The sequence below is a fragment of the Rhizobium sp. KNZ2-6A genome, from assembly GCF_056755475.1.
Window position 1 is genome coordinate 33,511 of the sequence record NZ_JBNDIC010000042.1, and the last position, 26,264, is coordinate 59,774.

20 protein-coding genes are annotated in these 26,264 nt (G+C 61.6%); 8 read left to right on the plus strand and 12 right to left on the minus strand.

Annotated elements, in window-relative coordinates; genetic code table 11:
- The first annotated feature begins 72 nt into the window (after nucleotides 1-72).
- The 7 genes from ACPYOP_RS24550 to ACPYOP_RS24580 all read left to right on the plus strand — a co-directional run bounded on the left by ACPYOP_RS24550 (nucleotide 73) and on the right by ACPYOP_RS24580 (nucleotide 7,215).
- The gene (locus tag ACPYOP_RS24550) at nucleotides 73-888 is read left to right on the plus strand and encodes an oxidoreductase (RefSeq protein ID WP_481412884.1); all 816 of its coding nucleotides are present in this window, start codon (nucleotides 73-75) and stop codon (nucleotides 886-888) included.
- Between the two features lie 74 nt (nucleotides 889-962).
- Complete coding sequence (locus ACPYOP_RS24555) at nucleotides 963-1,964, plus strand: NADP-dependent oxidoreductase (protein WP_481412885.1); 1,002 nt, start codon at nucleotides 963-965, stop codon at nucleotides 1,962-1,964.
- A gap of 111 nt (nucleotides 1,965-2,075) precedes the next feature.
- Nucleotides 2,076-2,750, plus strand: a complete 675-nt coding sequence (locus ACPYOP_RS24560; protein ID WP_481412886.1) for a phosphoribosylanthranilate isomerase — start codon at nucleotides 2,076-2,078, stop codon at nucleotides 2,748-2,750.
- Nucleotides 2,747-3,961: a tryptophan synthase subunit beta gene (gene trpB, locus ACPYOP_RS24565; protein WP_481412887.1), complete on the plus strand. Its 1,215-nt coding sequence runs from the start codon at nucleotides 2,747-2,749 to the stop codon at nucleotides 3,959-3,961. Before ACPYOP_RS24560 ends, trpB begins: the two co-directional genes overlap by 4 nt.
- 10 nt (nucleotides 3,962-3,971) lie before the next feature.
- Nucleotides 3,972-4,811, plus strand: a complete 840-nt coding sequence (gene trpA, locus ACPYOP_RS24570) for a tryptophan synthase subunit alpha (RefSeq protein WP_481412888.1) — start codon at nucleotides 3,972-3,974, stop codon at nucleotides 4,809-4,811.
- 107 nt (nucleotides 4,812-4,918) lie between these two features.
- Nucleotides 4,919-5,830: an acetyl-CoA carboxylase, carboxyltransferase subunit beta gene (accD, locus tag ACPYOP_RS24575; RefSeq protein WP_481412889.1), complete on the plus strand. Its 912-nt coding sequence runs from the start codon at nucleotides 4,919-4,921 to the stop codon at nucleotides 5,828-5,830.
- 56 nt (nucleotides 5,831-5,886) lie between these two features.
- Nucleotides 5,887-7,215 carry a bifunctional folylpolyglutamate synthase/dihydrofolate synthase gene (locus ACPYOP_RS24580; protein ID WP_481412902.1) on the plus strand — a complete coding sequence of 443 codons (1,329 nt, stop codon included), beginning with the start codon at nucleotides 5,887-5,889 and terminating at the stop codon, nucleotides 7,213-7,215.
- Nucleotides 7,216-7,389: 174 nt separating this feature from the next.
- Here the strand turns inward: ACPYOP_RS24580 and trxA are convergent, their stop codons facing one another.
- The 12 genes from trxA to ACPYOP_RS24640 all read right to left on the minus strand — a co-directional run bounded on the left by trxA (nucleotide 7,390) and on the right by ACPYOP_RS24640 (nucleotide 25,258).
- Entirely contained in the window at nucleotides 7,390-7,710 is a 321-nt protein-coding gene (trxA, locus tag ACPYOP_RS24585; RefSeq protein ID WP_004127513.1) for a thioredoxin, read from the minus strand.
- 75 nt (nucleotides 7,711-7,785) lie between these two features.
- Entirely contained in the window at nucleotides 7,786-11,352 is a 3,567-nt protein-coding gene (gene addA, locus ACPYOP_RS24590) for a double-strand break repair helicase AddA (RefSeq protein WP_481412890.1), read from the minus strand.
- The gene (gene addB / locus ACPYOP_RS24595) at nucleotides 11,345-14,536 is read right to left on the minus strand and encodes a double-strand break repair protein AddB (RefSeq protein WP_481412891.1); all 3,192 of its coding nucleotides are present in this window, start codon (nucleotides 14,534-14,536) and stop codon (nucleotides 11,345-11,347) included. The genes addA and addB overlap by 8 nt, the downstream gene beginning before the upstream one ends.
- A 4-nt stretch (nucleotides 14,537-14,540) precedes the next feature.
- Nucleotides 14,541-15,272 carry a nucleotidyltransferase family protein gene (locus ACPYOP_RS24600; protein WP_481412892.1) on the minus strand — a complete coding sequence of 244 codons (732 nt, stop codon included), beginning with the start codon at nucleotides 15,270-15,272 and terminating at the stop codon, nucleotides 14,541-14,543.
- A gap of 75 nt (nucleotides 15,273-15,347) precedes the next feature.
- Nucleotides 15,348-16,859 carry a tRNA (adenosine(37)-N6)-threonylcarbamoyltransferase complex ATPase subunit type 1 TsaE gene (gene tsaE / locus ACPYOP_RS24605; RefSeq protein ID WP_481412893.1) on the minus strand — a complete coding sequence of 504 codons (1,512 nt, stop codon included), beginning with the start codon at nucleotides 16,857-16,859 and terminating at the stop codon, nucleotides 15,348-15,350.
- Nucleotides 16,856-19,435: a PAS domain-containing sensor histidine kinase gene (locus tag ACPYOP_RS24610; RefSeq protein ID WP_481412894.1), complete on the minus strand. Its 2,580-nt coding sequence runs from the start codon at nucleotides 19,433-19,435 to the stop codon at nucleotides 16,856-16,858. The genes tsaE and ACPYOP_RS24610 overlap by 4 nt, the downstream gene beginning before the upstream one ends.
- 318 nt (nucleotides 19,436-19,753) lie before the next feature.
- A complete protein-coding gene (gene ahcY / locus ACPYOP_RS24615; protein ID WP_481412895.1) occupies nucleotides 19,754-21,154 on the minus strand; it encodes an adenosylhomocysteinase in 1,401 nt (466 codons plus the stop codon).
- Nucleotides 21,155-21,331: 177 nt separating this feature from the next.
- Nucleotides 21,332-21,607 carry an HPr family phosphocarrier protein gene (locus ACPYOP_RS24620; RefSeq protein WP_481412896.1) on the minus strand — a complete coding sequence of 92 codons (276 nt, stop codon included), beginning with the start codon at nucleotides 21,605-21,607 and terminating at the stop codon, nucleotides 21,332-21,334.
- 19 nt (nucleotides 21,608-21,626) lie between these two features.
- Complete coding sequence (locus ACPYOP_RS24625) at nucleotides 21,627-22,028, minus strand: PTS sugar transporter subunit IIA (RefSeq protein ID WP_481412897.1); 402 nt, start codon at nucleotides 22,026-22,028, stop codon at nucleotides 21,627-21,629.
- A gap of 152 nt (nucleotides 22,029-22,180) precedes the next feature.
- Nucleotides 22,181-22,633, minus strand: a complete 453-nt coding sequence (locus ACPYOP_RS24630) for an HPr kinase/phosphorylase (protein ID WP_481412898.1) — start codon at nucleotides 22,631-22,633, stop codon at nucleotides 22,181-22,183.
- A gap of 8 nt (nucleotides 22,634-22,641) precedes the next feature.
- Entirely contained in the window at nucleotides 22,642-24,435 is a 1,794-nt protein-coding gene (locus tag ACPYOP_RS24635; protein WP_481412903.1) for a stimulus-sensing domain-containing protein, read from the minus strand.
- A gap of 91 nt (nucleotides 24,436-24,526) precedes the next feature.
- Nucleotides 24,527-25,258, minus strand: a complete 732-nt coding sequence (locus ACPYOP_RS24640; protein WP_210209400.1) for a response regulator transcription factor — start codon at nucleotides 25,256-25,258, stop codon at nucleotides 24,527-24,529.
- Nucleotides 25,259-25,609: 351 nt separating this feature from the next.
- Here ACPYOP_RS24640 and ACPYOP_RS24645 point away from each other — a divergent pair.
- Nucleotides 25,610-26,264, plus strand: a 655-nt coding sequence (locus ACPYOP_RS24645) for a phosphoenolpyruvate carboxykinase (ATP) (protein ID WP_481412899.1), incomplete at its 3' end; no start/stop codon positions are given.

The following is a 26,264-nucleotide window of genomic DNA, read 5'->3' on the forward strand; positions in this document are numbered from 1 at the left end:
AGTGACTTACTACTAAATTGATAGTAACAGAATGTTCATCGATGTTCCACGTGAAAATGAAAGCGGAGACCGATGAGCAAGACAGAACGCGGTGTCGCCCTGGTCACGGGCGCCTCTTCCGGTATTGGGCGAGTGACCGCGCAGGCGCTACGGCGCGAGGGATACAAAGTATTTGGAACCAGCCGGAAACCGATGACCGACGCCCCCGACGGCGTTTCAATGCTGGTTTGTGATGTCACGGACGATAAATCCGTGCAGGCGGCAGTCGATGATATAATGGTCCGCGCCGGACGGATCGATCTGCTCGTCAACAATGCGGGGATTGGATTGCTTGGCGGCGCCGAGGAATCCTCCGCTGTGCAGGCAAAGGCACTTTTCGATGTCAACGTCTTCGGCGTTCTGCGCATGACGAACGCAATCCTGCCCGCAATGAGACGGCAGAGAAAGGGCAGAATCATCAATATCAGCTCCATCCTCGGGCTGATTCCCGCGCCCTACAACGCACTCTATGCATCGACGAAGCATGCGATTGAGGGCTATTCCGAATCCCTCGATCACGAAGTCCGCACGCAAGGCATACGCGTCGTTCTCGTCGAACCCGGCGTTACCCGCACCGCCTTCGAAGAGAACATCACGCGGCCGGATCGACTGCTCCCACCGTACGATAAAGCTCGCGCCGATGCGGAAAAGCTGATGCGTGAGATCGTCGAGAGAGGCGATGCGCCGGAGGTGGTCGCCGACATGGTGGTCAAAGCCGCCAACGCCGCATCGCCCAAGAGACGTTACACCGCAGGTAAGATGGCAAAGCAGGTTCGCTTCATACGCCGTTTTCTGCCGGAAGCGCTCGTTGACAAAAACTTGCGCAAATTCAACGGGCTTCCGGCCTGATAGCCTCCATTGCCGGGTACGGCATCTTCGACGCTCGGCTACTACTCATTACCCCGGAAATGAAAGTCAGTCCCATGAAAGCATTTCTGATCGATCGCTATGCGAAAGGTGGTGCTCTCCGGCTTGGTGAAAGTCCGGTGCCGGAGTTGCGGGAAAATGATGTGATGGTGGAGATTCATGCCGCCAGCGTGAACGTCCTCGATGCCAAAATCAGGGATGGTGAGTTCAAGCTCATCCTGCCTTATCGTCTTCCGCTCATTCTCGGCAACGACGTCGCGGGCGTCGTCGTCCGGGTTGGCTCCAAGGTCCGTGGCTTCAAGCCGGGCGACGAAGTTTATGCGCGTCCGGCCCAGGATCGCATCGGCACGTTCGCGGAGTTCATCGCGATGAACGAGGCTGACGTGGCGCTCAAGCCGCAGAACCTGACGATGGAAGAGGCGGCATCGGTGCCACTCGTTGCATTGACCGCCTGGCAGGTGCTCGTCGAGCAGGCAAATCTGAAGAAGGGGCAAAAGGTACTCATCCACGCGGGCTCGGGCGGCGTGGGGACGATTGCCATCCAGCTTGCCAAATACCTCGGAGCGCATGTTGCGACGACGACGAGCACGGCCAATGTCGATCTTGTCAAAAGCCTCGGAGCCGACGTCGTCGTCGACTACAAAAAAGATGATTTCGCGAAGGTATTGCAGGGTTACGACGTCGTCCTGAACAGCCTTGGCAAGGATACACTGGAGAAATCGCTTCGTGTCCTGAAGCCGGGTGGGAAGCTCATATCGATTTCCGGTCCGCCGGATGCGGCGTTTGCAAGGCAGAATGGTTCCGGATGGTTGTTTCAGCAGCTCATGGGGCTGTTGAGCTCCGGCATTCGGAGAAAATCAAAACGCCACGGCGTCAGCTATTCGTTCCTCTTCATGACCGCAAACGGCGGACAGCTCGGCAAGATCACCTCTTTGATAGAGGCAGGGGCCATAAGAGCGGTCGTCGATCGGGTCTTCCCGTTCCAGAGCACGAATGAGGCGCTGGCCTATGTCGACACCGGTCGGGCCAAAGGCAAAGTCGTAATCGCCGTGAAGTAAAGCGCGACCTGTTGTTTCAAGAGGCCATTGCGTGGGTCACGGGCCGAAAAACCGCCCTTGACCGTCGCCTTTAGGCTCGACTCTTTCGAAATTTCGTGTCACTCCGCTGCCATGAACCCCGATGTCAAAATTTGTGGTCTGAAGACGCCGGAAGCGGTGGATCGTGCTCTTGAGCGCGGCGCCACCCATATCGGCTTCATCTTCTTTGAAAAAAGCCCGCGCTATATCGAGCCCGATCTCGCCGGCCAGCTGGCGGAGCATGCGCGCGGCAAGGCAAAGATCGTTGCCGTCACGGTCGATCCAACCAATGACGATCTCGACGAGATCATGGCGCTGGTAAAGCCCGATATGCTGCAGCTTCATGGCAATGAAAGCCCGGAGCGCGTGCTGACCATCAAGGCGGTCCACAACGTCCCCGTCATGAAGGCCATGTCGGTGCGCGAGGCCGATGACCTGAAGCGGGTGGAATCCTATATCGGCATTGCCGACCGCTTCCTGTTCGATGCCAAGCCGCCCGCCGGCTCTGTGCTGCCGGGCGGAAACGGCGTATCCTTCGATTGGAGCCTGATGAGCTGGCTTGACGATCGCGTGGATTATATGCTGTCCGGCGGCGTCAACAAGGACAATGTCGCCGAGGCGCTGGCCTCCACCAAGGCCACAGGCATCGATCTTTCCTCTGCCCTGGAAAGCGCGCCGGGCGTGAAGGATCTCGGTAAGATCGACCAGTTTTTCGACGCTTTTGCAGAAGCATGTCTGCCGGAACCGGCAGCAGGGAGTAGAAAGTGAACCAGACGCCTAAACCCAATTCCTTCCGCTCCGGCCCCGATGAGGACGGCCGTTTCGGCATTTACGGCGGTCGTTTCGTAGCCGAAACGCTCATGCCGCTGATCCTGGACCTGCAGGAGGAATGGAACAAGGCGAAGGACGATCCGGCCTTCCAGGCGGAGCTGAAGTCACTCGGCACGCATTATATCGGCCGTCCGAGCCCGCTCTATTTCGCCGAGCGGCTGACGGCCGAGCTTGGCGGCGCGAAGATCTACTTCAAGCGCGAAGAGCTGAACCACACCGGCTCGCACAAGATCAACAATTGCATCGGCCAGATCCTGCTTGCCAAGCGCATGGGCAAGACCCGCATCATCGCCGAGACCGGCGCCGGCCAGCACGGCGTGGCATCGGCAACGGTCGCCGCCCGCTTTGGTCTGCCTTGCGTCGTCTATATGGGCGCCACCGATGTCGAGCGCCAGGCGCCGAACGTCTTCCGCATGAAGCTGCTAGGCGCCGAGGTCATCCCGGTGACGGCCGGCAGCGGCACGCTGAAGGACGCCATGAACGAAGCCCTTCGTGATTGGGTCACCAATGTCGAGGATACCTATTACCTGATCGGCACGGCCGCCGGCCCGCATCCCTATCCGGAAATGGTCCGCGATTTCCAGGCCGTGATCGGCACCGAGGCCCGCGCGCAGATCCTGGAGGCCGAAGGCCGCCTGCCGGATCTCGTCATCGCGGCCGTCGGCGGCGGTTCGAACGCCATCGGCATCTTCCATCCCTTCCTCGATGACGAAAGCGTCAAGATCGTCGGCGTCGAAGCCGGCGGCAAGGGCCTCAATGGCGACGAACATTGCGCTTCCATCACCGCCGGTTCGCCCGGCGTGCTGCATGGCAATCGCACCTACCTGCTGCAGGACGGCGACGGCCAGATCAAGGAAGGCCATTCGATCTCGGCCGGCCTCGATTATCCCGGCATCGGCCCGGAGCACTCCTGGCTGAACGATATCGGCCGCGCCGAATATGTGCCGATCATGGACCATGAGGCACTGGAAGCCTTCCAGACGCTGACGCGCCTCGAAGGCATCATCCCGGCGCTCGAGCCGAGCCATGCGCTCGCCGAAGTGATCAAGCGCGCTCCGAAGATGGGCAAGGACGAGATCATCCTGATGAACCTCTCCGGTCGCGGAGACAAGGACATCTTCACCGTCGGCAAGATTCTGGGAATGTGAGTTAGACGCCATGACCGCACGTATGGACAAACGCTTCGCCGCTTTGAAGGCTGAAGGCCGCCCGGCACTCGTCACCTATTTCATGGGCGGCGATCCCGATTACGAGACCTCGCTCGGCATCATGAAGGCGCTGCCGGAAGCCGGCGCCGACGTCATCGAACTCGGCATGCCCTTTTCCGATCCGATGGCCGATGGTCCGGCGATCCAGCTCGCCGGCCAGCGCGCCCTGAAGGCCGGCCAGACGATGAAGAAGACGCTGCAGCTTGCCGCCGATTTCCGTAAAGTCGATGCCGATACGCCGATCGTGATGATGGGCTATTACAATCCGATCTATATCTACGGCGTCGAGAAGTTCCTCGATGACGCCATCGCCGCCGGCATCGACGGCCTGATTGTCGTCGACCTGCCGCCGGAAATGGATGACGAGCTCTGCATCCCGGCGATCCGCAAGGGCATCAATTTCATCCGTCTCGCGACGCCGACCACTGATGAAAAGCGCCTGCCCACGGTTCTGAAGAACACGACGGGCTTCGTCTATTACGTCTCGATGAACGGCATCACCGGTTCGGCGCTGCCTGATCCGTCGCTTGTTTCCGGCGCCGTCCAGCGCATCAAGCAGCATACGGACCTGCCTGTTTGCGTCGGCTTCGGCGTCAAGACGGCCGAGCACGCCAAGCTGATCGGCGCTGCCGCCGATGGCGTCGTCGTCGGCACCGCGATCGTCAACCAGATCGCCACCAGCCTGACCAAGGATGGCAAGGCGACGGCCGATACTATCCAGGCCGTGGCGACCCTGGTGCGCGGCCTGTCGACAGGCACCCGTTCCGCCCGCCTTGTTGCCGCCGAATAATTTCCCCATATAGGCCTTTCGGCAATCCCTGCGGATTGCGAAAAGGCCTATGGGCATTTGGTGACGACTGGGCTATCGATTAATTCGGTCGATTAGGAGTTTTCGAATTGAACTGGATCACGAACTACGTCCGCCCGCGGATCAATTCCATGCTGGGCCGCCGCGAGGTTCCGGAGAATCTCTGGATCAAGTGCCCGGAAACCGGCGAAATGGTCTTCCACAAGGATCTGGAAGGCAACAAATGGGTCATCCCCGCTTCCGGCTTCCACATGAAGATGCCGGCCAAGGCCCGCCTTGCCGATCTCTTTGACAATGGCGAATACGAAGCCCTGCCGCAGCCGAAGGTGGCGCAGGACCCGCTGAAGTTCCGTGATTCGAAGAAATACGCCGATCGCCTCAAGGATAGCCGCCTGAAGACCGAGCAGGAGGATACGATCCTCTCCGGCCTCGGCAAGGTTCGCGGCCTGAAGCTCGTCGCCATCGTGCATGAATTCAATTTCATCGGCGGTTCGCTCGGCATGGCGGCCGGCGAAGCCATCGTGAAGGCTTTCGAGCGCGCGATCGCCGAAAAATGCCCTGTCGTGATGTTCCCGGCTTCCGGCGGCGCCCGCATGCAGGAAGGCATCCTGTCGCTGATGCAGCTGCCACGCACGACCGTTGCCGTCGACATGCTGAAGGAATCGGGCCAGCCCTATGTTGTGGTTCTGACCAATCCGACGACCGGCGGCGTCACGGCCTCCTACGCCATGCTCGGCGATATCCATCTCGCCGAACCCGGCGCCGAAATCGGCTTTGCCGGCAAGCGCGTGATCGAGCAGACGCTGCGTGAAAAGCTTCCGGAAGGTTTCCAGACGTCGGAATACCTGCTGGAACACGGCATGGTCGACATGGTTGTCAAGCGTCACGATATTCCGGACACCTTGGCAACCCTTTTGAAGATCCTGACCAAGGTGCCCGCCAACGACGTGTCCGCCAAAAGCAAGAACGGCGTTGCTCTGCCGGTGGCGGCGAGCGCCTAACGTTATCGATTGCCGACTGGCGGAGGTGCGGGATGACGGCTATGGATCAATCCGCAATGAGCGAGGCAGCACGGGAAATTGAGAAGCTCATGGGGCTGCACCCCAAGGGCTTCGATCTGTCTTTGGAGAGAATCACCCGGCTGCTCGACGTCCTCGGCAACCCTCATAAAAAACTGCCGCCGGTGATCCATGTCGCCGGCACCAACGGTAAGGGGTCGGTGACGGCCTTCTGCCGCGCCCTGCTCGAAGCTGGCGGTTATAGCGTGCATGTCCACACCTCGCCGCATCTCGTCAATTGGCACGAGCGTTATCGTATCGGCGTCAAGGGCGGCCGCGGCAAGCTTGTCGACGACGCCGTCTTCGCCGATGTGCTCAGACGTATCGCCAAGGCCAATGACGGGCAGAAGATCACCGTCTTCGAAATCCTGACGGCCGCGACCTTCCTCCTTTTTGCCGAACATCCGGCCGATGCCGTCGTCATCGAGGTCGGCCTTGGCGGCCGCTTCGATGCCACCAATGTCATTTCCGATCCCGCCGTCTCGGTCATCATGCCGATTTCCCTTGATCATCAGCCCTATCTCGGCGATCGCGTCGAGCTGATCGCGGCCGAGAAGGCGGGCATCCTCAAGGCCGGCCATCCGGTCGTCATCGGCCATCAGGACTATGATGCCGCGCTCGACGTCCTAATCTCGACGGCCGAGCGGCTTCGTTGCCCGACCACCGTTTTCGGCCAGGATTTTTCCGCCCACGAGGAATATGGCAAGCTGGTCTATCAGGACGAGTTCGGCCTGGCCGACCTGCCGCTGCCGCGCCTGCCGGGCCGCCACCAATATGGCAACGCCGCCGCCGCCATACGGGCCGTCAAGGCCGCCGGTTTCGTCGTCACCGAAGCGATGATGGAAAAGGCAATGACATCGGTCGAGTGGCCGGGACGCCTGCAGCGGCTGACGGAAGGCGAACTGCTGCCGCATGCCCCCGAGCGCGCGGAAATCTGGGTCGATGGCGGCCACAATCCCGGCGCAGGCGAAGTCATCGCCGAGGCCATGGCGAATTTCGAGGAGCGCCGGCCACGCTCGCTGTTCCTGATTATCGGTATGATCAACACCAAGGACCCTGTGGGATACTTCAAGGCTTTTGCCGGCCTTGCGGAGAAGGTCTATTGCGTGCCGATCCGCGGCAGCGATGCGATGATCGATCCGGTCATCCTCGCCAATGCCGCCTATGATGCCGGCCTCATAGCCGAGCCCATGTCGAGTGTGACCGAGGCGCTGGATGCCATCAAGGCGGTCGCAGTGCCGGACTCGCCCGCTCCCCGCATTCTGATCGGCGGTTCCCTCTATCTGGTCGGCGATGTCCTCGCCGACAACGGCACGCCGCCTCGGTAAGCGGTTTCGCATGCCGCGTCCTCCTTCTCCCCGAGGGGAGAAGGAAACGTGCGGCACCGATGTGCCTCAAATGCGATTGCCCTGCCGCGAGCCGCGAGAGGGAGTCTGTTATGTTCGCACAACAAAAAGCCCCGCCGAAGCGGGGCCTGTTGTTTTTCATAGGATCGATACCGATCAGGATGCGCTGGAGATCCAGTTCTGCAGGGCCGTCTTGGGAGCGGCGCCGACCTTGATGTCGGCGACTTCGCCGGCCTTAAACATGGCAAGCGTCGGGATTGAGCGAACGCCGAACTGGGCGGCCAGTTCCGGGTTTTCGTCGATGTTGAGCTTGGCAACCTTGACCTTGCCTTCGAACTGCACGGCGAGCTCTTCAAGAGCCGGGGCGATCATCTTGCACGGACCGCACCATTCGGCCCAGAAATCCACGACGACAGGCTCTGCAGACTGCAGCACTTCGGTGGCGAAGTTGGAGGTATCGACTTTAACGGTAGCCATAGGCTGCTCCTTACCAGAATTGACGGGTTGCTAAATATGTGATGGTGCGGTGCCCGGATGTCAATATCTGGTATTTCACTTTGTCTCGAGCTCCGCAAGCGCCAATGCAAGCGCCCCGTCCGACAGCGTGTAGATCGAGGCATTTTCGGTATAGACCAGCATGCAGTCGACGCGTTTCCCCGGATAGAGCGGCGAAAGAATCTCGCGATAGATGGCAAGCTGGGCTTTGTGCGCGAACGGAATGCTGCTTTCCTCGCCGGGCGGCACGCGATTCGTCTTGTAGTCGAGAATGACGACACGCTCGTCCAGGTCAGCCAGCCGATCGATGCGGCCGGAGACGGCAAAGGATTGGCTGCCGAGTTTCAGCGTGCCCATGATCGAGACTTCGGCCTGCGCATGGGTGCTGAACGTGCCCTGCAGATCCGGATGCGACAGCAGCGCCATGACGGACTTTACCAGCGCCTCTTGCTCGGCCTGCGGCCAGTAGCGCGCGGCTCGTTCGGCATAGCGCCGGGCGGCATCGGCGCGCTCCTCGGGCGCGATCTCGGGTAAGGTCTGCAGCATGCGGTGGATGAAGCGGCCCTTTTGCAGGGCGCGGTCGGATTTGGCCTTTTCGCCGAAGAGCGCCGAGGTGACGAGCAGATTATCGGCCTCCTCATCAATGACGGTGCCGACGCCGGAGGGGCTCAGCGGTCGCGGCAGGCTTCTTTGCGGCGGCAGCGGCCGGTTGAGGCTGTCAGGCAGGCCAACGCGCTCCGAGCGTTTCTCATGCTCTCTTGCGGTCTCGAATTCGAGCTGGACCTGGGCAACCCGCCAGCTCAAGCCTTCCCAATCGCCATCGGGGCCGGAGAAGGTCTTGTGCGTGCAATGCAGCTCATCCCCGCGCAAGGCGGCTGAAATCATCGCATGCCAGGTGTCGGCATTCTCGCGGATGCCGCGATAGCCGCAGATGATCAGCCGGTCGGCGGCGCGCGTCATGCCCACATAGAGCAGGCGGCGATATTCCTCCTCCGCCAGCGCCTGCAGCCGCGCGGTATCGGCCTGCGTCAGCGAATTGGCAAGCGCCGAAACCGGAACCCAGACCGGCAGCGGGATCTCATCCCCACTGGTTTCGATCAGCCGCAACTTTGGCAGATGCGTATGGGTGAAGGCCTTGCCGCCGCCATCGACGAGGAAAACGATCGGCGCCTCCAGCCCCTTCGAGGCATGTACCGTCATGATCCGCACTTCGTTGCGGCCCTTGTCCTGCTCGCGCTTGACCGTCGGCGCTTCCAGTTCCAGGGTCGAGATGAAGGATTGCAGGCCGGGCAAGCCGCTTGTCTCATGATCGAGCGTGAAGGTCAGGAATTCGTCGAGGATATCGCTGACCTCGGTGCCGAGCCGTGCCAGAAACTGCCGCCTTCCGCCAAAGCTGCCAAGCACGCGGGCATAGAAATCATGCACGGGAAGGCTCTTCGACAGGGCAAGAAAGGTTCGCAGCCGCTCGACCACGCTGACGAAGCGTTCATGGCCGTCTGCGGCAAATCTCCGCAGGTGGCTCCAGACGCTTTCCTCGTCATCACGATAGGCCGCAACCGCGAAGACATCCTCTTCGCTGAGGTCGAACAGTGGGCTCTTCAGCAGCGCGCAGAGCGAAAGATCGTCTTCCGGCAGCAGCAGGAACCGGCCGAGCGCCAGAAGATCCTGGATGGCGATGTGGCTTGTTAGGACAAGACGATCGGCGCCGGCAACGGGAATATCGCCGCGTCGTTTCAGGGCGCGGGTCAGCGCGTTGACGAAACTGTCGCGCTTGCGCACCAGCACGAGAACGTCGCCGGCCTCGATGAACCGGGCCTTGCCCTTCTCGATGATCTTTTCCCGGCCGACAAGATTGCCGATCGTGTGCGCCATCCGCCGCGCCAGAATGGCGGGAGGCGCGCTCTCCGGGGTCGAATCGAAAGGCGCGGTCCAGTCCTCTTCCTTGGCGGCCGGTTCCGGCGCGATCATCTCCCAGAGGTCGACAGCGCCGGGATGGCCGATGCGGCTGGAGCGATGCACCACCGGCTCGTTGACGGCGCTGAGCCCCCGGGCATTCTCCGGGCTGGTGAAAACATGGTCGACGGCCCCGAGTACATCCGCCGTCGAGCGGAAGGAGAGGGGCAGGCGGATCGATGAGAATTGCCGGCCGCTCGCCGCCACCCGCCGCCGGGTGCGGTCGCTCTCCTCGGAAAACCGTTCGGGACGGGCACCCTGGAACGAATAGATCGACTGCTTCTCGTCGCCGACGGCAAAGATGGTCCTGAGCGTCGCCCGGGCGCTGTCTCCGGAGAAGAAATCCTCCGCCAGCGACTGGATGACGCTCCACTGGATGGGGCTGGTATCCTGCGCCTCGTCGACCAGAATGTGATCGATGCCCTGATCGAGCTTGTAGTGAATCCAAGGCCCAACATCCTTCTTGGTCAGAAGATCGGCCGTGCGGGTGATCAGATCCTCGAAATCGAGTTGGCTGCGCCGCTTCTTCAGTTCCTCATAGTCGCGGTTCAGGCGATCGGCGAGAATGAGGGCGGCGTGCGTGGCGCGATACATCCGCATCAGCTTCAGCCGGTCGCGGCAGGCAACGATATGCGCGCGTGCCGCAGCCACGGCATCGGCCAGGGCCGGCGCATCGGCGAGCATCGCCTTGACGAAGAACTGGCTATCCGACTTCGGTTCGCCCTTGGCGGTCAGCACGGCCTTTTCGAGGATCTCGGCGCGTGCAATCGGGTTCGCCTCGCGCTTGGCAAGGCGCAGCGCATAAGCCACCTCCTGCGCCTTGGCACCGCCCTTGTCGTCGGCGAGTCTGAGGTAAAGCTCCAGCGTCGTGCCGGAGAGGCCCGGCAGCGGCCAATATTGTTCCGCGATGCTCGTTTCCGTCTCGCCGGGCGAGAGGCCAAGCCGGGCAAGCAGCGCGGCCTCGATGCCGCCCTTGCGGTCGGTACTCTCCGTGAAGCGGCGGATCGCATTGCGATTGGCGACGATATCGCCGAGCAGCGTCTCGAGCCCGGATTCGTCGCCAAGGTCAAGCACATAGTCGAAGGCCCGCGCCAGTTCGGCATCGCCATGCGGGGTGGTCGAGGTCAGCAGCGCGCGGCGCGCGTCGTCGAGCAAGACCTCGGCCGCCCGATCGTCGAGAACAGAGAAATGCCCGGCGACGTTGGCCTCGAGCGGGAATTGATGCAGCAGGGCCTCGCAAAAGGCATGGATCGTCTGGATCTTCAGTCCACCCGGCGTTTCCAGCGCCTTGGCAAAGAGCCGGCGCGCCTCGGCAAGCTTGAAGAGATCGGGCTCCCTGCCTTCGATATCGGCGATGCGTTTCTTCAGCTCCTCGTCCGACATCGTCGCCCAGGCGGCAAGCCGATCGAAGACACGGTTCGACATTTCGGACGCTGCCGCCTTGGTATAGGTGAGGCAGAGGATCGCCGAGGGCCGCGCACCTGCCAGAAGCAGGCGAATGACGCGCTGCGTCAGCACATGCGTCTTGCCGGAGCCGGCATTGGCCGAGACCCAGGCCGAGCGCTCGGGGTCGGAGGCGATCGATTGCTGGATGGTCGTCCAGCCGATCCAGACGCCGGGATCGTCGCTTTCGGGCAGGGTGGCGATGTCGCCGGCAGGAAACTCACTCATCGCCGCCGCCTTCCTGCTCGGTCTCGGCCGTCGACCACTCCGAGACGCGAGCGAGGTGATCGTAGTCGCCGCCATATTCGAACTGCTGCGCCGGGATCAGCCGCGAGGAAAAACCCTTCTCGCCCGATTGCAGCAGCGAGACGAATTTCACCAGCTGATCCATCGATTCCTGTGCGAGATCCATAGCCGACTTCGTTTCCGTCTTGCCGCCGCGGCTGGAATTCTCGTTGTTGACCTGGTCGACCTTGAAGCGGTCACCGGGCCGGAGCCGGACATACAGCAGGTTCTCAGGGATCAGCGCGCCGATATTGCGGAAAGCGCCCGCTTTCAGCGCATAGGCTTCCAAAGCCAGCTGCGGATCGAGCAGCGCACGCGCCTGTGCCGGGGAGGGATTGTAGCCGGTCTTGTAGTCGATAAGGTCGGCGCCCCGGTCATTCTTGATGTCGATGCGGTCGGCAACGCCGGTCAGCCGAATGCCGATCGGCTCGATTTCGACACCGGCAGGCACTTCCGTCGCCGTCTTGCGCACTTCGGGCCGCCTCTGAGCTTCCCAATCAAGGAAAGCCCGTGCCACTTCGCGAAAACGCGGTCGCCAGACGCTGTCGATACGAACGGGCAGCCGCTCGGCATCGAAGAGGTCGGCAATGATGCGATCCATCGCCAGCGCCGCATCCGGCGTGCCGGCCACATGTCCCTCGCGGACGAAACGATCGATGATCTTATGATAAAGCGTGCCGCGTTCGGCCGGGCCGGGATCGCGGTTGAACGGATCGACCGGATCGAGCCGCAGCACACGCCGGGCATAGATCGAATAGGGATCGCGCCGCAGCCGCCCCACTTCGCTGAAGGAATAGCTCTTCGGCTGCAGTTCCGCAGGCGGCTTTGGCGCCGGGCGCAGCGCCGGGGCCTGATTTTCGCCCTCGTCGATCATCGCGGCCCAATGGCGATATTGGTCGCCGCGCGCCTTCATGCCCTCTTCCAGCGCCTTGCCGACGAGCGCGATCAGTCGCTGCAGCCAGCGTGATGCAACCGTCGGCGTCGACCCCTGACGCAGGGCGCGGGAATAAATCAGGTCGCGCGTGCCGTTTGCCATTTCGAAATCGTGCGCGAGTTGGCCGATGCGGCGCTCCGGCGGCTCCAGGCCGATCTCCGTCTTCATGCTGCGGGAAATGAAGGGATTGTTCGCCGTCTGCCCCGGCCATGAGCCTTCGTTCAACCCGCCAAGGATCAGTGTGTCGACACTCTGAAGGCGCGCTTCCAGCGTACCGAAGATGAAGAGGCGGGGATGGCTGAGCGCCCGCGGCTTCACCGCCTGGCCGACGCAGAGCGCCGCCATGATGTCGATCCATTGCACGCCGTCGGCTTCGAGTTGGCCGTCGGTCTCGATGACATCCCGAAGCAGGCTGGCGAGCGTATCCCCGGCCTCGCCGGACCAGAGCCCCGCCAGGCTGCCGCGTTGGTCGACGGCCGTGGCTTCCAGAGCACGGCCCGTGCGCTCAGCCCAATCCGAAAGGGTTAGTAGGCCTTCCGACGCAGGCAGGGAAAGTGCCGATGCCAGCGGTTCGCATGCAGCAGCCACCCGCTGTGCCAGGGCGCGCGCATGCGCGATGGCTTCGGGCGGCAGCGCTTTGCGCCATTGTGGCGCATGGCGGTCGTTGGCCTGCTGCGCCACCCGCTCGCCGAGCAGGGCTTCCAGCTTGCCAATGTCGACATTGGCGACGCCGCCCCTGAGCGCTAGAATTTCCAGCGCATCGACGCCGGGCTGGTGTGTCTCCGCCGGCAGACCGAACAAAGCGAGGGGGTGTTTCAGCAGCGAAACGACGGCAACGGGATCGCCGGGGCGAAGCGACGCTTCCAGCAGCAATTGCAGCAGCGTGCCTTGCGGTGTCGCATTTAGCGGCGTACCGGCCGAATCGTCGGCTGTGATGCCGAAGCGGGCAAGTTCGGCGGTCACGCGCCGGGCAAGATTGCGGTCGGGCGTGATCAAGGCCGCCTGGCTTTCGCCGCCGTAACGGCCGGGCTTTTCCAGCGCCAGCCGCAAGGCGATGGCGATCGCGGTTGCCTCTTCGCGCTCATTGGCAGCTTCGATGAGGGCGACGTCGGCGAAAGCATCCGGGATCGCCTCGGGAGAAAGCGTCTTGCGCCAGCTTCCCCAGCCGCTCGTCGCCTTGGCCGGCGCCAGCGCGCGCGACAGGATCTGCGACCGCATCTGCATGGCATCAGCCGCATCCGCGATGGCTTCGACATCGCGGCGGCTGACGCGCAGCCTCTTCAAGAGCAGCGAAAGACCATATTGCGGATGGCTGCGCGTGGTCGGATCGGCTCTTTCACCGATGGCGGTTTCCGGCGCCACGAGCTGCCAATCCTCTTCCGGCATAGCAAGATCGAGGCCGGGAAGGACGATCACGCCTTGCGGCAGGAAGGCGACCGCCGCGATCAGCTCCGCCGTTGCCGGCACCGAGCCGGTCGAGCCTGCAACGATCACTGGCCCAGGGTGCCGCATGGTGGAGATCCGCTGCGCCTCGGCGCGCAGGATGGCGTTGCGGTTGCGGGCTGGCGAGGACTTGCCGAGCTCTTCGAGGCGTGCCGGCCAGAAGGCGCTGGCAATCGCCAGGAATTCGGCCGTCAGCTGCCACCAGAGCGCATGATCCTCCGCGCTGAGAGTGGCAAGCTCGCTCCACCCGCGGTCCTCGGTCTCCAGCGAATCGATGAGCTCGGCGAGATTGCGTGCGAGCCAGATGGCGTCCGCCGGGCTTGCCGGCGCCACTAGCGGCGAATCGGAGTGAATGTCGCGTACGATCTGCGGCAGCTTGTTGCGCCAGGCAAGAATCAGCCGCGCCAGTTCCAAGAGCCGCGCCGTATTGGCAAGCGGCTGCGCCAGATCGGCCGTTTCCGGCAAAGCTTCCTCGAAATAGCCGCTGTCGTCATCGGTCTCGCCGAGCGGGCGAATGACGGGCAGAATGGCGGAACGGCCGCCGAGCAGATCGACGAATTCCGAGCGCAGCACGCGCGCCGCGCGCCGCGTCGGCAGGAAGATGCTGACCTTGGCAAGCGACAGCGGGTCATCCGGATCATGGCGGAAATGTTCGGTCAGCCGCCCGTCGCAAAGGGCTGCCGCAAGGGTCTTCAGGAAGGGCAGGCCCGCCGGAATCGTCAGGATGCGCTGCCGGTGCCCGCCCGTCATAGGCTCACGCAAACGCCCGGAAGGTCCGGATCGCTTCCTCCGCCTCACCGATCGCCTCCGGCGTGCCCACAGTTAGCCAGTGACCGTCCATCATTGTGCCATAGAGCCGGCCACGCTCGATGGCCTTGTCGAAGTAGATGTTGACGTTGAAGGCATCGCTCGGCGCGTCATCGAGGAAGGACGGGTTCATCGCTATTGCGCCGGCATAGACGACGCCATCGCGTCCGACATCGCGGTAGCGGGCGAGCCTTCCGTCTTGCGCCATGCTGAAGTCATTCTTGCCGTTATGGCCCGTAGTCCGTTCCAGTTCGACGCAGAGCATCGCCATGTCCATGCGCCGCTCGTCGTAGAATCCGGCTAACTTTTCGAGATTGGTTTGATGGCCAGGCTTCTCGCCGATCCAGAACAGGTCGGCATTCATGACGAAAACAGGATCGCGGCTCAGAAGCTTCAGACCTTTGACAAGGCCGCCGCCATTGTTCATCAGCGCGTCCCGCTCGTCGGAAATCAGGATTTCAAGGCTGCGATAGCCGCGCAGATGCGCCTCCATCTGGTCGGCATGATGATGGACGTTCACGACGGCCCGCTCGACGCCTGCCTGCACCAGCGCATCCAGCGTATAGTCGAGCATCGGCTTGCCGGCGATCTTCACCAGCGGCTTCGGGATGGTGTCGGTGATCGGCCGCATGCGGGTTCCAAGCCCCGCGGCCAATACCATGGCTTGCTTGATGGTCATTTCGCCTCGAACTTTCGATTCGCTATCTGTTTTCCTTAGCACAAGGTCGGAAAGCCGTCGCCGGGTCTCTGGCTGTTATGCCTGGCCGATCCCAGCCTTCTCGCACCATTCGCGGAGAGGGGCGAGAGCTTCGTGCTCGAAGGCGATGGCGAGATAAGCGAGTGTGCGCGGCATGTGCTTGAGATATCCGGGCTTGCCGTCGCGTTGCAGCAGCCGCACCCAGAGGCCGGCAAGCTTGCAATTGCGCTGCGCCGACATGATCGCCCAGCTCTTTAGGAATTTCGTCTCGTCGAAGCCGCCCTGGGAGTGCCGAAGCGCGAGATAGTCAGCCATCAGCTGGTCATGCAGATCGCGTTCGATCGTCACCCGCGCATCCTGCACCAGCGAGGCGAGATCGTAGGAGGTCGGCCCAATCATCGCATCTTGGAAGTCGATCATGCCGACACGCTTTATGCCCTGTTCATGCGCCCGCCAGATGATGTTTGGCGAATGCATATCGCGCAGCAGCAGGTTCGTTTCAGCATCCTCGAGCTGATCGATGAGCTTGTCCCAGATCGCCAGATAGTCGGCGCGTTCCCCATCGTTTGCCGGCGTGCCGCGTTTCCAAGGCAGGTGCCAGTCGAGCAGCAGCCGCGCTTCCATCTTCATCGCCGTCCGGTCGAAATCGGGAATATGATGGATGTGATCCGACGTTACGGGGATATCACGGGGAATGGAAAGGCTGTGCAGATGCGCGAGACAAGCGACGCTGGCGCGATAACGCTCGGCAATCGGCTTTCCCTCATCGTCGAGCACGCCGTCGGTGCCGAGATCCTCGATCAGAAGAATGCCCTGGTCGTAATCGGCGCAGAAGATTTCCGGAGCGGCGAAACCGTTCTCGCGCAGGGTATTGGCGATTGCCACGAAGGGATAGGCATCCCAGGCAAGATGCGCGACCTTGGGATAGGGTTTGCCGTCGAGCACGGGCGGCCCTTCCGGCAGGCGCGGCCAATCCATGAGAATGATGCGGCTGCTGCCATCGGCAGGATAAATGGATTCATAGGCCCGCAGTGAGGCATCGCCAGTGAGGAAGCGCCTGTGGGCGCCACGATAGCCATGCGAATCCAGAAAGGCGCGGATATCAAGCACGCGTTCGATGCGCGCCATCTGTTTGGCCGGTGCCGTGATCATGGCGCGCCGTCCTTCGCCCTCATGCGTGAGCTTGAGGTCCACGCGCTCCTTCGGCAGTTCGCCCTCGGCCATTTCGGGCCACTCGACAAGGCAGATGCCGGTCTGCAAGGCCTCGTCGAAGCCGAGTTCCGTCAATTCGCTGGGATCGCCGAGGCGATAGAGATCGAAATGCGAGACCGGGATACGCAGCTCGTAGGATTGCACGAGCGTGAAGGTCGGGCTCGGCACATCCAGTTCGGTATCGTCGGCCATGGTCCGCAGCAGCGCGCGTGCGAGCGAGGATTTGCCCGCGCCGAGATCGCCCGACAGCGCCAGACAGTCGCCGATCTTCAAGGCCAGCGCCAGATCTTCGCCGAGCTGAGCCGTGGCCGTATCATCTGCGAGGAAAAGGGAAATGCTGCTGCCGGAGGCTGTCATTCTGCTGCGACGGAATGGGGCAATTCAGCCGAAGGAATCCGGCAGGTCACCATCGTCCCCTTGCCAGGCTGGCTTTCGATGGAAACCTCGCCGTCATGCAGGCTGACGAAGCTTTCGACGATGGAAAGGCCAAGGCCAGCGCCGCTGCGCTTGCCGCCCTTGCCGCCGGAGGCGAAGCGGTTGAAGACCGTGTGAATCAGCTCTTCCGATATGCCTGGACCTTTGTCGGCAACCGAGAAGACGAAATCCGTGCCCTCGCGCCCGCATTTCAGCGAGATCGTCGATCCCTCGGGCGCGAAATTGGCGGCATTGGTCAAGAGCTTCAACAGGATCTGCTTCAGCCGCTGCTGATCGGCAACGATGGAGCCGAGATGCGTGGGCACGGTGATCTCAAGCGTCACGCCGCTTTCCTGCAGCCGATCGGCGATCTGCATCGACACTTCGTCGAGCAGGTCATTGAGCACGATCTCGGAATAGTTCAGCCGCATGATGCCTGCGTCGAGCGTCGCGAGATCAAGGATGTCGTTGACCAGCGTCAGCAGCACGGAAGAAGAGGTTGAGATATGGTCGATATATTCGGCCTGCCGATCGTTCAGCGAGCCGATGCCCGGCGTCTTCAGGAGGTCGGTAAAGCCGATGATGTTGGTCAGCGGCGAGCGCAGCTCGTAGGAAACATGCTGGACGAAATCGTTCTTCAGCTCGTCCGCCTTCAGCAGCGCCTCGTTCTTCTCGGTCAGAGCTCGTTCGGCGCGCACGCTGTCCGTCTTGTTGACGAAGGTCAGCATGGTCTGCGCGTTCGGCAGCGGAATGACGGCGTAGTCGAGCACCAGATTGGAGAAGAGTTCCAGCGTGCCTTGCGAAGACGGGCGCTCGTCGTCGAAGCTGGTGATCTGCTCGGCAAAGCGCTTCCAGCCGTCGGGCCGGTCATAGGAGGGAGCGCAGGCTTCGGCCAGAGCCTGGATATGCGTGCCGGGCTTGGCTTGTGCCTCGGTGATGTTCCAGAGAATGCGGAAAGCCGGGTTCGATAGGCGGATGCGGCCATCGGGGCCGAAAACGGCGACGCCTTCGGACAGATGGTCGATGGTTTCGCCCTGAACCTTGACCAGCGTGTTATAGCGCGTTTCGAGATCGACCTGCTCGGTCAGGTTCTCGAACACCCAGGTGGCTCCGCCCTGCGGATGCGCCGTGGCGAAGACCCTGAGGATCTGGCCATTGGGCAGGTGCCAGAGATCGGCCTGCGTATCGAGCGCGCGATAGACCGAAAGGACGCCGTCCTTCCATGTCTTCCAGTTCAGCTGTTCGGGCAGCTTCTTGGCGCCGCGCAGCCTGTCCAGGAGCTCGCCATTGTCGGGCCGCTTCTCGAGGAAGGCGATATCGAGTTCCCAGAGCTGGACGAAAGCCTGATTGTAGAATTGCAGGCGCCGCTCGCCGTCGAAGATCGCAACCGGCGTTGCCAGATGATCGAGCGTTTCGGCGTGGCTCTTCAGTGTACGCGCCAGCTCGGCGCGAACCGATTCCGCCTCGGAAACATCGATGGCGATGCCGGCCGATCCATTTGGAGCCTTCACATCGACAACGTCGAAGAAAGTGCGGTTGCCATGCACGACGGTCGAGATTTTGTCGTGGAAGGGCGATTCCGGCGTGGCCGCCGCGCGGATGCGTTCGCGGGCCACGGTCGTCAGGAATTCGCGTCCCTCGCGGAGGGCTTCTTCCGCGGAAACCGCTTCCACCGCCTCGCTATAGGCCTGGTTGACCCACGTCAGCTTGCCCTCGATATCGCGTTGCCACACGGGCAGGTCGATCGCGTCGAGCAGGGTCTGGAAAGTGGAGATCGAGGTCATCAGCCGGTCGCGCTCGATCTTCAGCTCGGCGAGTTCCGCGCGCAGATTGTTGAGCGCGATGAAGCGGACGAAGGCGCGCCCGCCGGAAATGCGGCCCTGTGCCTCCAGGATTTCGTCACGGTTGGTTTCGACCACCATGTCAAAGCTCTGGCCGCTGCCGCGCAGCTTGTCGATCGCCTTGTCGAGTTCGCCGGCCGACCATGATTTCAGCCAGCGCCCGAAGGCGAGGAACTCATTGTCCTGCGGCGCGCCGGTCTCGGCCGGAAGCTGGCCGAGCAGCTCGGGCCGCGCATTCTGGCCGTCCCAGATGACGATGCGGCGGTTCTTGTCGGCGATCAGAGCCTGATATTGCGAAATACGCTGGTTGGCATCGGAAAGAGCCGTGCGGATCTCGCGGCTTTCGCTTTCCATATTGCCGCGCTGCCGGACCATCCACATGGTCGAGAGGAGTGCGGCGGAAATGACGCCGATGATAACGGAGAAGACGGCCATTTCCGACGAGGTGAAGAGGCGCATGCTCGTCTGCGCGGCAGCGTTGCTCTGCGCGAGAACGGGGCCCGCCAGACCGGTCAGGAGACCGCCGAAAACGCTGAGCCGCAGCAGGCGGCTCAGGCAAGCGAGCCGGCCCTTCTTTCGCTCCGCCTTCGCTGAAAGCCGATATGCACTGCCCTGCTGCAACCGCGCCACCACTCGGTGTAGCGCTGGCTGATGCAGGTTGTCTTCCCCTTCAAACATAAGAGGTCTGTCTCCGTCTTTCAGAGCATGATGCCGAAAAGTGTAAGCGGTTTTCGGATGACATCATGCTCTACTTGTTTGATTGTAGAGCGGATTCAGATTTTAGGTCGAACAGACCTAAAATCATCCGGCTCTACTGTGCCGCATCCTGACAAGACATCCCATTTTCATGGCTCCGGGCACGCCCGGTTCGTCACGAATCAAGTGTAAAAACAATACTGCCTAAGGGAATCGGCGGGAAGGGAGCTGGCTAAAAAATAAGCCCCGGCATTTTGTCAATGCCAGGGCCACAAGATGTTGTGGATACTGATCTTGTAATCAGTATCTGTAGTGGTCGGACTTGAATGGGCCCTTCGGCGTCACGCCGATATACGATGCCTGCTCTTCGGAAAGCTCCGTCAGTTTGACGCCGAGCTTGGCGAGATGCAGGCGGGCGACCTTTTCATCGAGGTGCTTCGGCAGCACGTAGACCTGGTTCTTGTACTGGTCGGGCTTGGTGAAGAGCTCGATCTGCGCCAGCGTCTGGTTGGTGAAGGAAGCCGACATGACGAAGGACGGGTGGCCGGTGGCGTTGCCGAGGTTCAAGAGGCGGCCTTCCGACAGCAGGATGATGCGGTTGCCCTTGGCGAACTCGACCATGTCGACCTGCGGCTTGATGTTCGTCCACTTGAGGTTACGCAGAGCGGCAACCTGGATCTCGTTGTCGAAGTGGCCGATATTGCCGACGATCGCCATATCCTTCATCGCGCGCATATGGTCGATGCGGATGACGTCCTTATTGCCGGTCGTGGTGATGAAGATGTCGGCCGAGGAAACGACGTCCTCGAGCTGGACGACTTCATAGCCGTCCATGGCGGCCTGCAGGGCGCAGATCGGGTCGACTTCCGTGACCTTGACGCGGGCGCCGGCGCCGGAGAGCGAAGCGGCAGAACCCTTGCCGACGTCGCCATAGCCGCAGACGACGGCAACCTTGCCGGCCATCATGACGTCGGTGGCGCGGCGGATACCGTCAACCAGCGATTCCTTGCAGCCATACTTGTTGTCGAATTTCGACTTGGTGACGCTGTCGTTGACGTTGATCGCCGGGAAGGGCAGCAGGCCCTTCTGGCTGAGCTGGTAGAGGCGGTTGACGCCGGTGGTGGTCTCTTCGGTCACACCCTTGATGGCGTCACGCTGCTTCGTGAACCAGCCAGGCGTTGCCTGCAGACGCTTCTTGATCTGGGCGAAGAGGATTTCCTCTTCTTCCGAATGCGGATGGGAGAGCACGTCCTCACCGGCTTCGGCGCGGGCGCCGAGCAGGATGTACATCGTGGCGTCGCCGCCATCGTCGAGGATCATGTTAGAAACGCCGCCATCGGCCCACTGGAAGATCTTGTCGGTGTAGGTCCAATAGTCCTCAAGGCTTTCGCCCTTGATCGCGAAGACCGGAACGCCGGAAGCGGCGATCGCGGCGGCGGCATGGTCCTGCGTGGAGAAGATGTTGCACGATGCCCAGCGAACTTCCGCGCCGAGCGCCACCAGCGTCTCGATGAGAACGGCAGTCTGGATCGTCATGTGCAGCGAGCCGGTGATGCGCGCGCCCTTCAGCGGCTGCGCTTCGCCGAATTCGGCGCGGCAGGACATCAGGCCCGGCATCTCGGTTTCGGCGATCGTGATTTCCTTGCGGCCGAAATCGGCAAGGCCGATATCCGCGACGACGTAGTCCTTCTCAGTGCTCATGAAAGTCTCCAGCCTGAACGATGCAGTCGACGCAGGCGGACGCCTCGGCCGAATGCAACAAGAATTGCACGCTGACAGCGTGTGGATGATGCCGTGTAGCAGGCTTCAGGGTGGAAATCAATGACGACATAAAGAAGTCTTTATGTCTTTATATCCCTGCGGCGGCCGAGGGGAAACTTACATTTCCTCGCCGAACTTGTTGGCCACCAGCTGGTCGAGGGCCTCGATGGCTTCGGCGGCCTGTTTGCCGCTCGCCGTCACCAGCACGCTGCAGCCGGGGCTTGCGGCCAGCATCATCAAGCCCATGATCGAATTGCCGCCGACCGTTGTGCCGTCCTTGGAAACAGTGATGGCGGCGTCGTAGGCTTCGACGGTCTGGACGAATTTTGCCGAGGCACGGGCGTGCAGGCCCCGCTTGTTGATGATCAGGAGTTCCCGGGAAAGCTCGTTCATGGGGGCGGTGTTTGCCTCGTTATTTGCCACTGAGCACACGACTGGCCACGTTGATATATTTGCGCCCGGCCTCTGAGGCTTCCACCAGGGCCCTTTCCATGTTGTTGTCGCCGCGCACGCCCGCGAGCTTGATCAGCATCGGCAGATTGACGCCGGCGATGACCTCGGTGTGGCCGCTATTCATGACGGAAATTGCGAGATTGGAAGGAGTGCCGCCGAACATGTCGGTGAGGATGATGACGCCGTGCCCTTCATCGGCGCCGGCAACGGCCTGCAGAATGTCCTGCCGCCGCTTGTCCATGTCGTCTTCGGGACCAATGCATACCGTCTCTATGAACTTCTGCGGACCAACGACATGCTCGACAGCATGCCGAAACTCTTCAGCCAGCTTGCCATGAGTGACAAGCACAAGTCCAATCATGATATTACTGCTCCCATGGCATACGCAAACAGGTGGCCAATATCGCAATGCAGCAATGTCGTCCACCAGTGGGGGGACATCTTGGCGATGAAAAGACGAAGTGCAAGCCTAAAATAGAGGATTTGCGTGCCTGTGCGGGCCTAAATGGCCGATTAGCCGAAACTCGCGCCGATTTTCGCCATTATTACGGCGAGCGGATTCGCTGAGGTTACGGCCAGACGGATCAAGGGCAACCGGATGGAGTCGGTAATATCGATCTGCTCGTCCTCCGGTGGCAGCCTTTCCGCCGTCGCCGGGTCCACCGGGCGAACGGCGAAATGCATTTCGCCCCGCGAAACATAAGGCATCCGAACAATCCCGCTATAGCGGATTTCCATCAACCCGGCGATCGAGGGCGGACATTCCGCGATAATGGAGCCGTTCTGTTCGGTAATCAGCACCCGGTCATCGGCGATCAGGCTCGCCGCAAGTCCAAGCGGTCTGGCTGCCGCCAGGCAGGAGAAGGCGAGGGTGGATTTGCCACTGCCCGAAGGGCCGAGAAAGAGGAGCCCGGTCTTGCCGATGACGATTGCAGTCGCGTGGATATTGGTCGCTTCGCCGGTCATGCGGGCGCTCACGCCGGCGTCTGGGCGGGCAGCGACAGGATGAAGCGGGCGCCGAGCAGCGTCGAACCGTCGGTGTCGACGATGTTCTCGGCACGCAGCGATCCGCCATGCGCCTCGGCGATCTGCCGGCTGATCGAGAGGCCGAGGCCGGAATTCTGCCCGAAACCTTCCGATTCTGGCCGGTCGGTATAGAATCGTTCGAAGATGCGATCGATGTCTTCGGCCTGGATGCCGGGGCCGTTATCCTCGATATAGATGACGCAACGCGTTCTCGTGCGCGTCAGCCGCACCGTGATCTTGCCGGTGCTGTCCGGAACGAAAGACCGGGCATTTTCGATGAGATTGGTGATGATCTGGCCGATACGCAGGTCGTGGCCGACGACCGTGAATTTTGCCTTGTTGGCCGGCTTGCCGTCGGCCACGTATTCGATCTCGACCGCCCTCTTGCTGTGGCCGACCTGACGGGAAATGTCGATCATGTCGCGCAGCAGCACTTCCAGATCGAGCGTTTTTTCATCCGAGCGGGCGAGTTCCGCGTCAAGACGCGAGGCGTCGGAAATATCGCTGATCAGGCGGTCGAGGCGGCGAACGTCATGCTGGATCACGTCCATCAGCCGCTTCTTGGAATCGTCGCTCTTGGCGAGCGGCAGGGTTTCGACAGCGCTGCGCAGCGATGTCAGGGGGTTCTTGAGTTCATGGCTGACGTCGGCCGCGAAGCTTTCGATCGCGTCGATACGGTCGTAGAGCGCCGACGTCATGTCGCGCAGCGCAATCGACAGGTTGCCGATCTCGTCCTGGCGGGCTGAGAAATCCGGAATTTCCTCGCGCTCCTTCGCGCCGCCGCGGCGCACGCGGATGGCTGCGGCCGAAAGCCGGCGCAGCGGATTGGCGATGGTGGAGGATAAAAGCAGCGACAGCACGACGTTGACCAGCGTCGCGACGCCGAAGACGCGCATGATCGCCAGACGCTCGGCATGGACGATCTTGTCGATATCTCCGGCCTGGGTCGACAAGAGCAGGACGCCGAGAACGGCACGGAAGCGCTGGATCGGCACGGCGACCGAAACGATCAGCTCGCCCTTCTCCGTGGTGCGAACGACCGCGCCGCGCACGCCCGTCAGCGCATTCATGACTTCCGGATAGATCGAGCCGTCGCCGCCTGGCGCTTCCTTGTAAACAGGCAGATTGCCCGGCTGCAGCATCTTGTTGAGCAGGCCGCTGAACCAATCGGACCAGTTCTGCTTCTCGTCGTCGACCGGCGGCAGGTCGTAGCGCAGCACCTGGCCGCGCGAATAAAGATGACGGCTGTCGAGCAAAAGGTTGGCATCGGCATCGAAGATGCGGGCGCGGGTGCGCGTCGGCGAGATCAGCCGCGTCAGCACCGGCGCTACCTTTTCCGGATCGATCGGGAATTCCAGATCCTCGTCGTTCGGAACGGGCGTGATGCTCTGGCCGGCCTGCAGCTCCAGCAGCTTCTGCGGATCGATGGTGATGGAGTTCGTGTCGACCGATGCCGAAGCGGAAACGGCGCCCGCGATGATCTCGCCCTGGGTCAGCAGGCTTTCGACGCGGGCGTCGATCAGGCCCTCGCGGAACTGGTTGAGATAGAGAATACCGCCGACAAGGACGACCAGCGCCGCAAGGTTGAAGAACAGGATGCGCCGCGTCAGGCTTGAAAAGACGGCATTGCCGAAGATGCGGCGGATCAGGACGAAGGGATGGGTCCAGCGCCGGCGCGCGATTCGAGCGCCGCTCGGGCTTTCCGAGTCGTCTATCTCTCTGTCCTGCACCAATTGTGCCAAGCCAACGGCCCTTTCGAAGAACGGGATCGGCGATCCCGTCCGCATGCTCTTATTCCATTCTCAGCCGTATGGTCTATGGTCCAGCTAACTATTAGGCGGCTTCGCGGAAGCGATAGCCCACGCCATACAGCGTCTCGATCATATCAAAATCGAGGTCGACCATCTTGAATTTCTTGCGCAGCCGCTTGATGTGGCTGTCGATGGTACGGTCGTCGACATAGACCTGCTCGTCGTAAGCGGCGTCCATCAGCGCATCGCGGCTCTTCACCACGCCGGGGCGCTGGGCAAGGGAATGCAGGATGAGGAACTCGGTGACGGTGAGCGTTACCGGCTCGCCCTTCCAGGTGCAGGTATGGCGCTCTTGGTCCATGACAAGCTGTCCGCGTTCCAGCGAACGGGCCTGCTGCGCAGCACCGGGTTTCGCAACGGCGTTGCCGCCGGCGGCATTTGCGGCTTCGCGGGCCGAGGCGCGGCGCAGCACCGCCTTGACGCGCTCGACCAGCAGGCGCTGCGAGAACGGCTTGGTGATGAAGTCGTCGGCGCCCATCTTCAGGCCGAAGAGTTCATCGATCTCTTCATCCTTCGAGGTGAGGAAGATCACGGGCAGGTCGGATTTCTGGCGCAGGCGGCGCAAGAGTTCCATGCCGTCCATGCGCGGCATCTTGATATCGAAGATCGCCAGTTGCGGCGGCCGGGCCAGCAGGCCGTCCAGCGCCGAGGCTCCGTCCGTATAGGTCTCTACCTTATATCCCTCTGCTTCCAAGGCAATTGATACGGAAGTCAGGATATTGCGGTCGTCGTCAACGAGCGCGATTGTCAACATGGTGTTCGTCTCCGTCATCAGTGCGCGTCTCCCGGATTTGGAATCCAGCCCAGGCGGTCTGCCAGTTCGGTCGGCGGTAACCTGGCGCGCTTATGGGGATAAAGGTGGAACAAATTGTGGCAAAGATAAAGGGGAGGATTGTCGCGGCGAAAAACCGTTGCGCGATGGTTGTGCGGCGAAACACCTCGCCAACCCTCATTCAAACGATTTAAAATTATCGAGATTTATTTAAATCGATTAAATAACTGATATCATTAAAGTTTCTTTGTTTTTTGCTCTTGTGCTTTTAAAAAGAGCCCTCTACGCTTTAGATAGTACTAACGGCCAAGCCCCTTTGTAGAGGAAAATGTGATGGAGCAATTCGGCGTCCGCAATCCCGCAACCGAACTGGGATCGATCGGCTTGGGAGCCGCCGCCAGTGTTCGCTATAACTTCATGGAAGCCCACCTTTATGAGGAAGCGATTCGCCGTCAGGAAGCCGATCTCACCGCCGACGGTGCGCTCAGGGCCTTGACCGGACAGCACACCGGCCGTTCCCCGAAGGACAAGTTCGTCGTGCGCAACGCCACCACCGAAGATCAGATTTGGTGGGACAACAACAAGCCGATGTCGCCGGAACATTTCGAGCTGCTGCATGAAGACATGCTGGCGCATGCCCGCGGCAAGGACCTGTTCGTGCAGGATCTGATCGGCGGCGCCGATGTCGAATATGCTTTGCCGACGCGCGTCGTTACCGAATTCGCCTGGCACTCGCTGTTCATCCGCAATCTGCTGATCCGCCCCGAGCGCGCGGCGCTCGAAAGCTTCGTGCCGAAGCTGACGATCATCGATCTGCCGAGCTTCCGCGCCGATCCGGAACGCCATGGCTGCCGCACCGAAACGGTGATCGCCTGCGATTTCGTCAACGGCATCGTCCTGATCGGTGGCACCTCCTATGCCGGTGAAATGAAGAAATCGGTCTTTACGGCACTGAACTACATGTTGCCGGAGCGCGGCGTCATGCCGA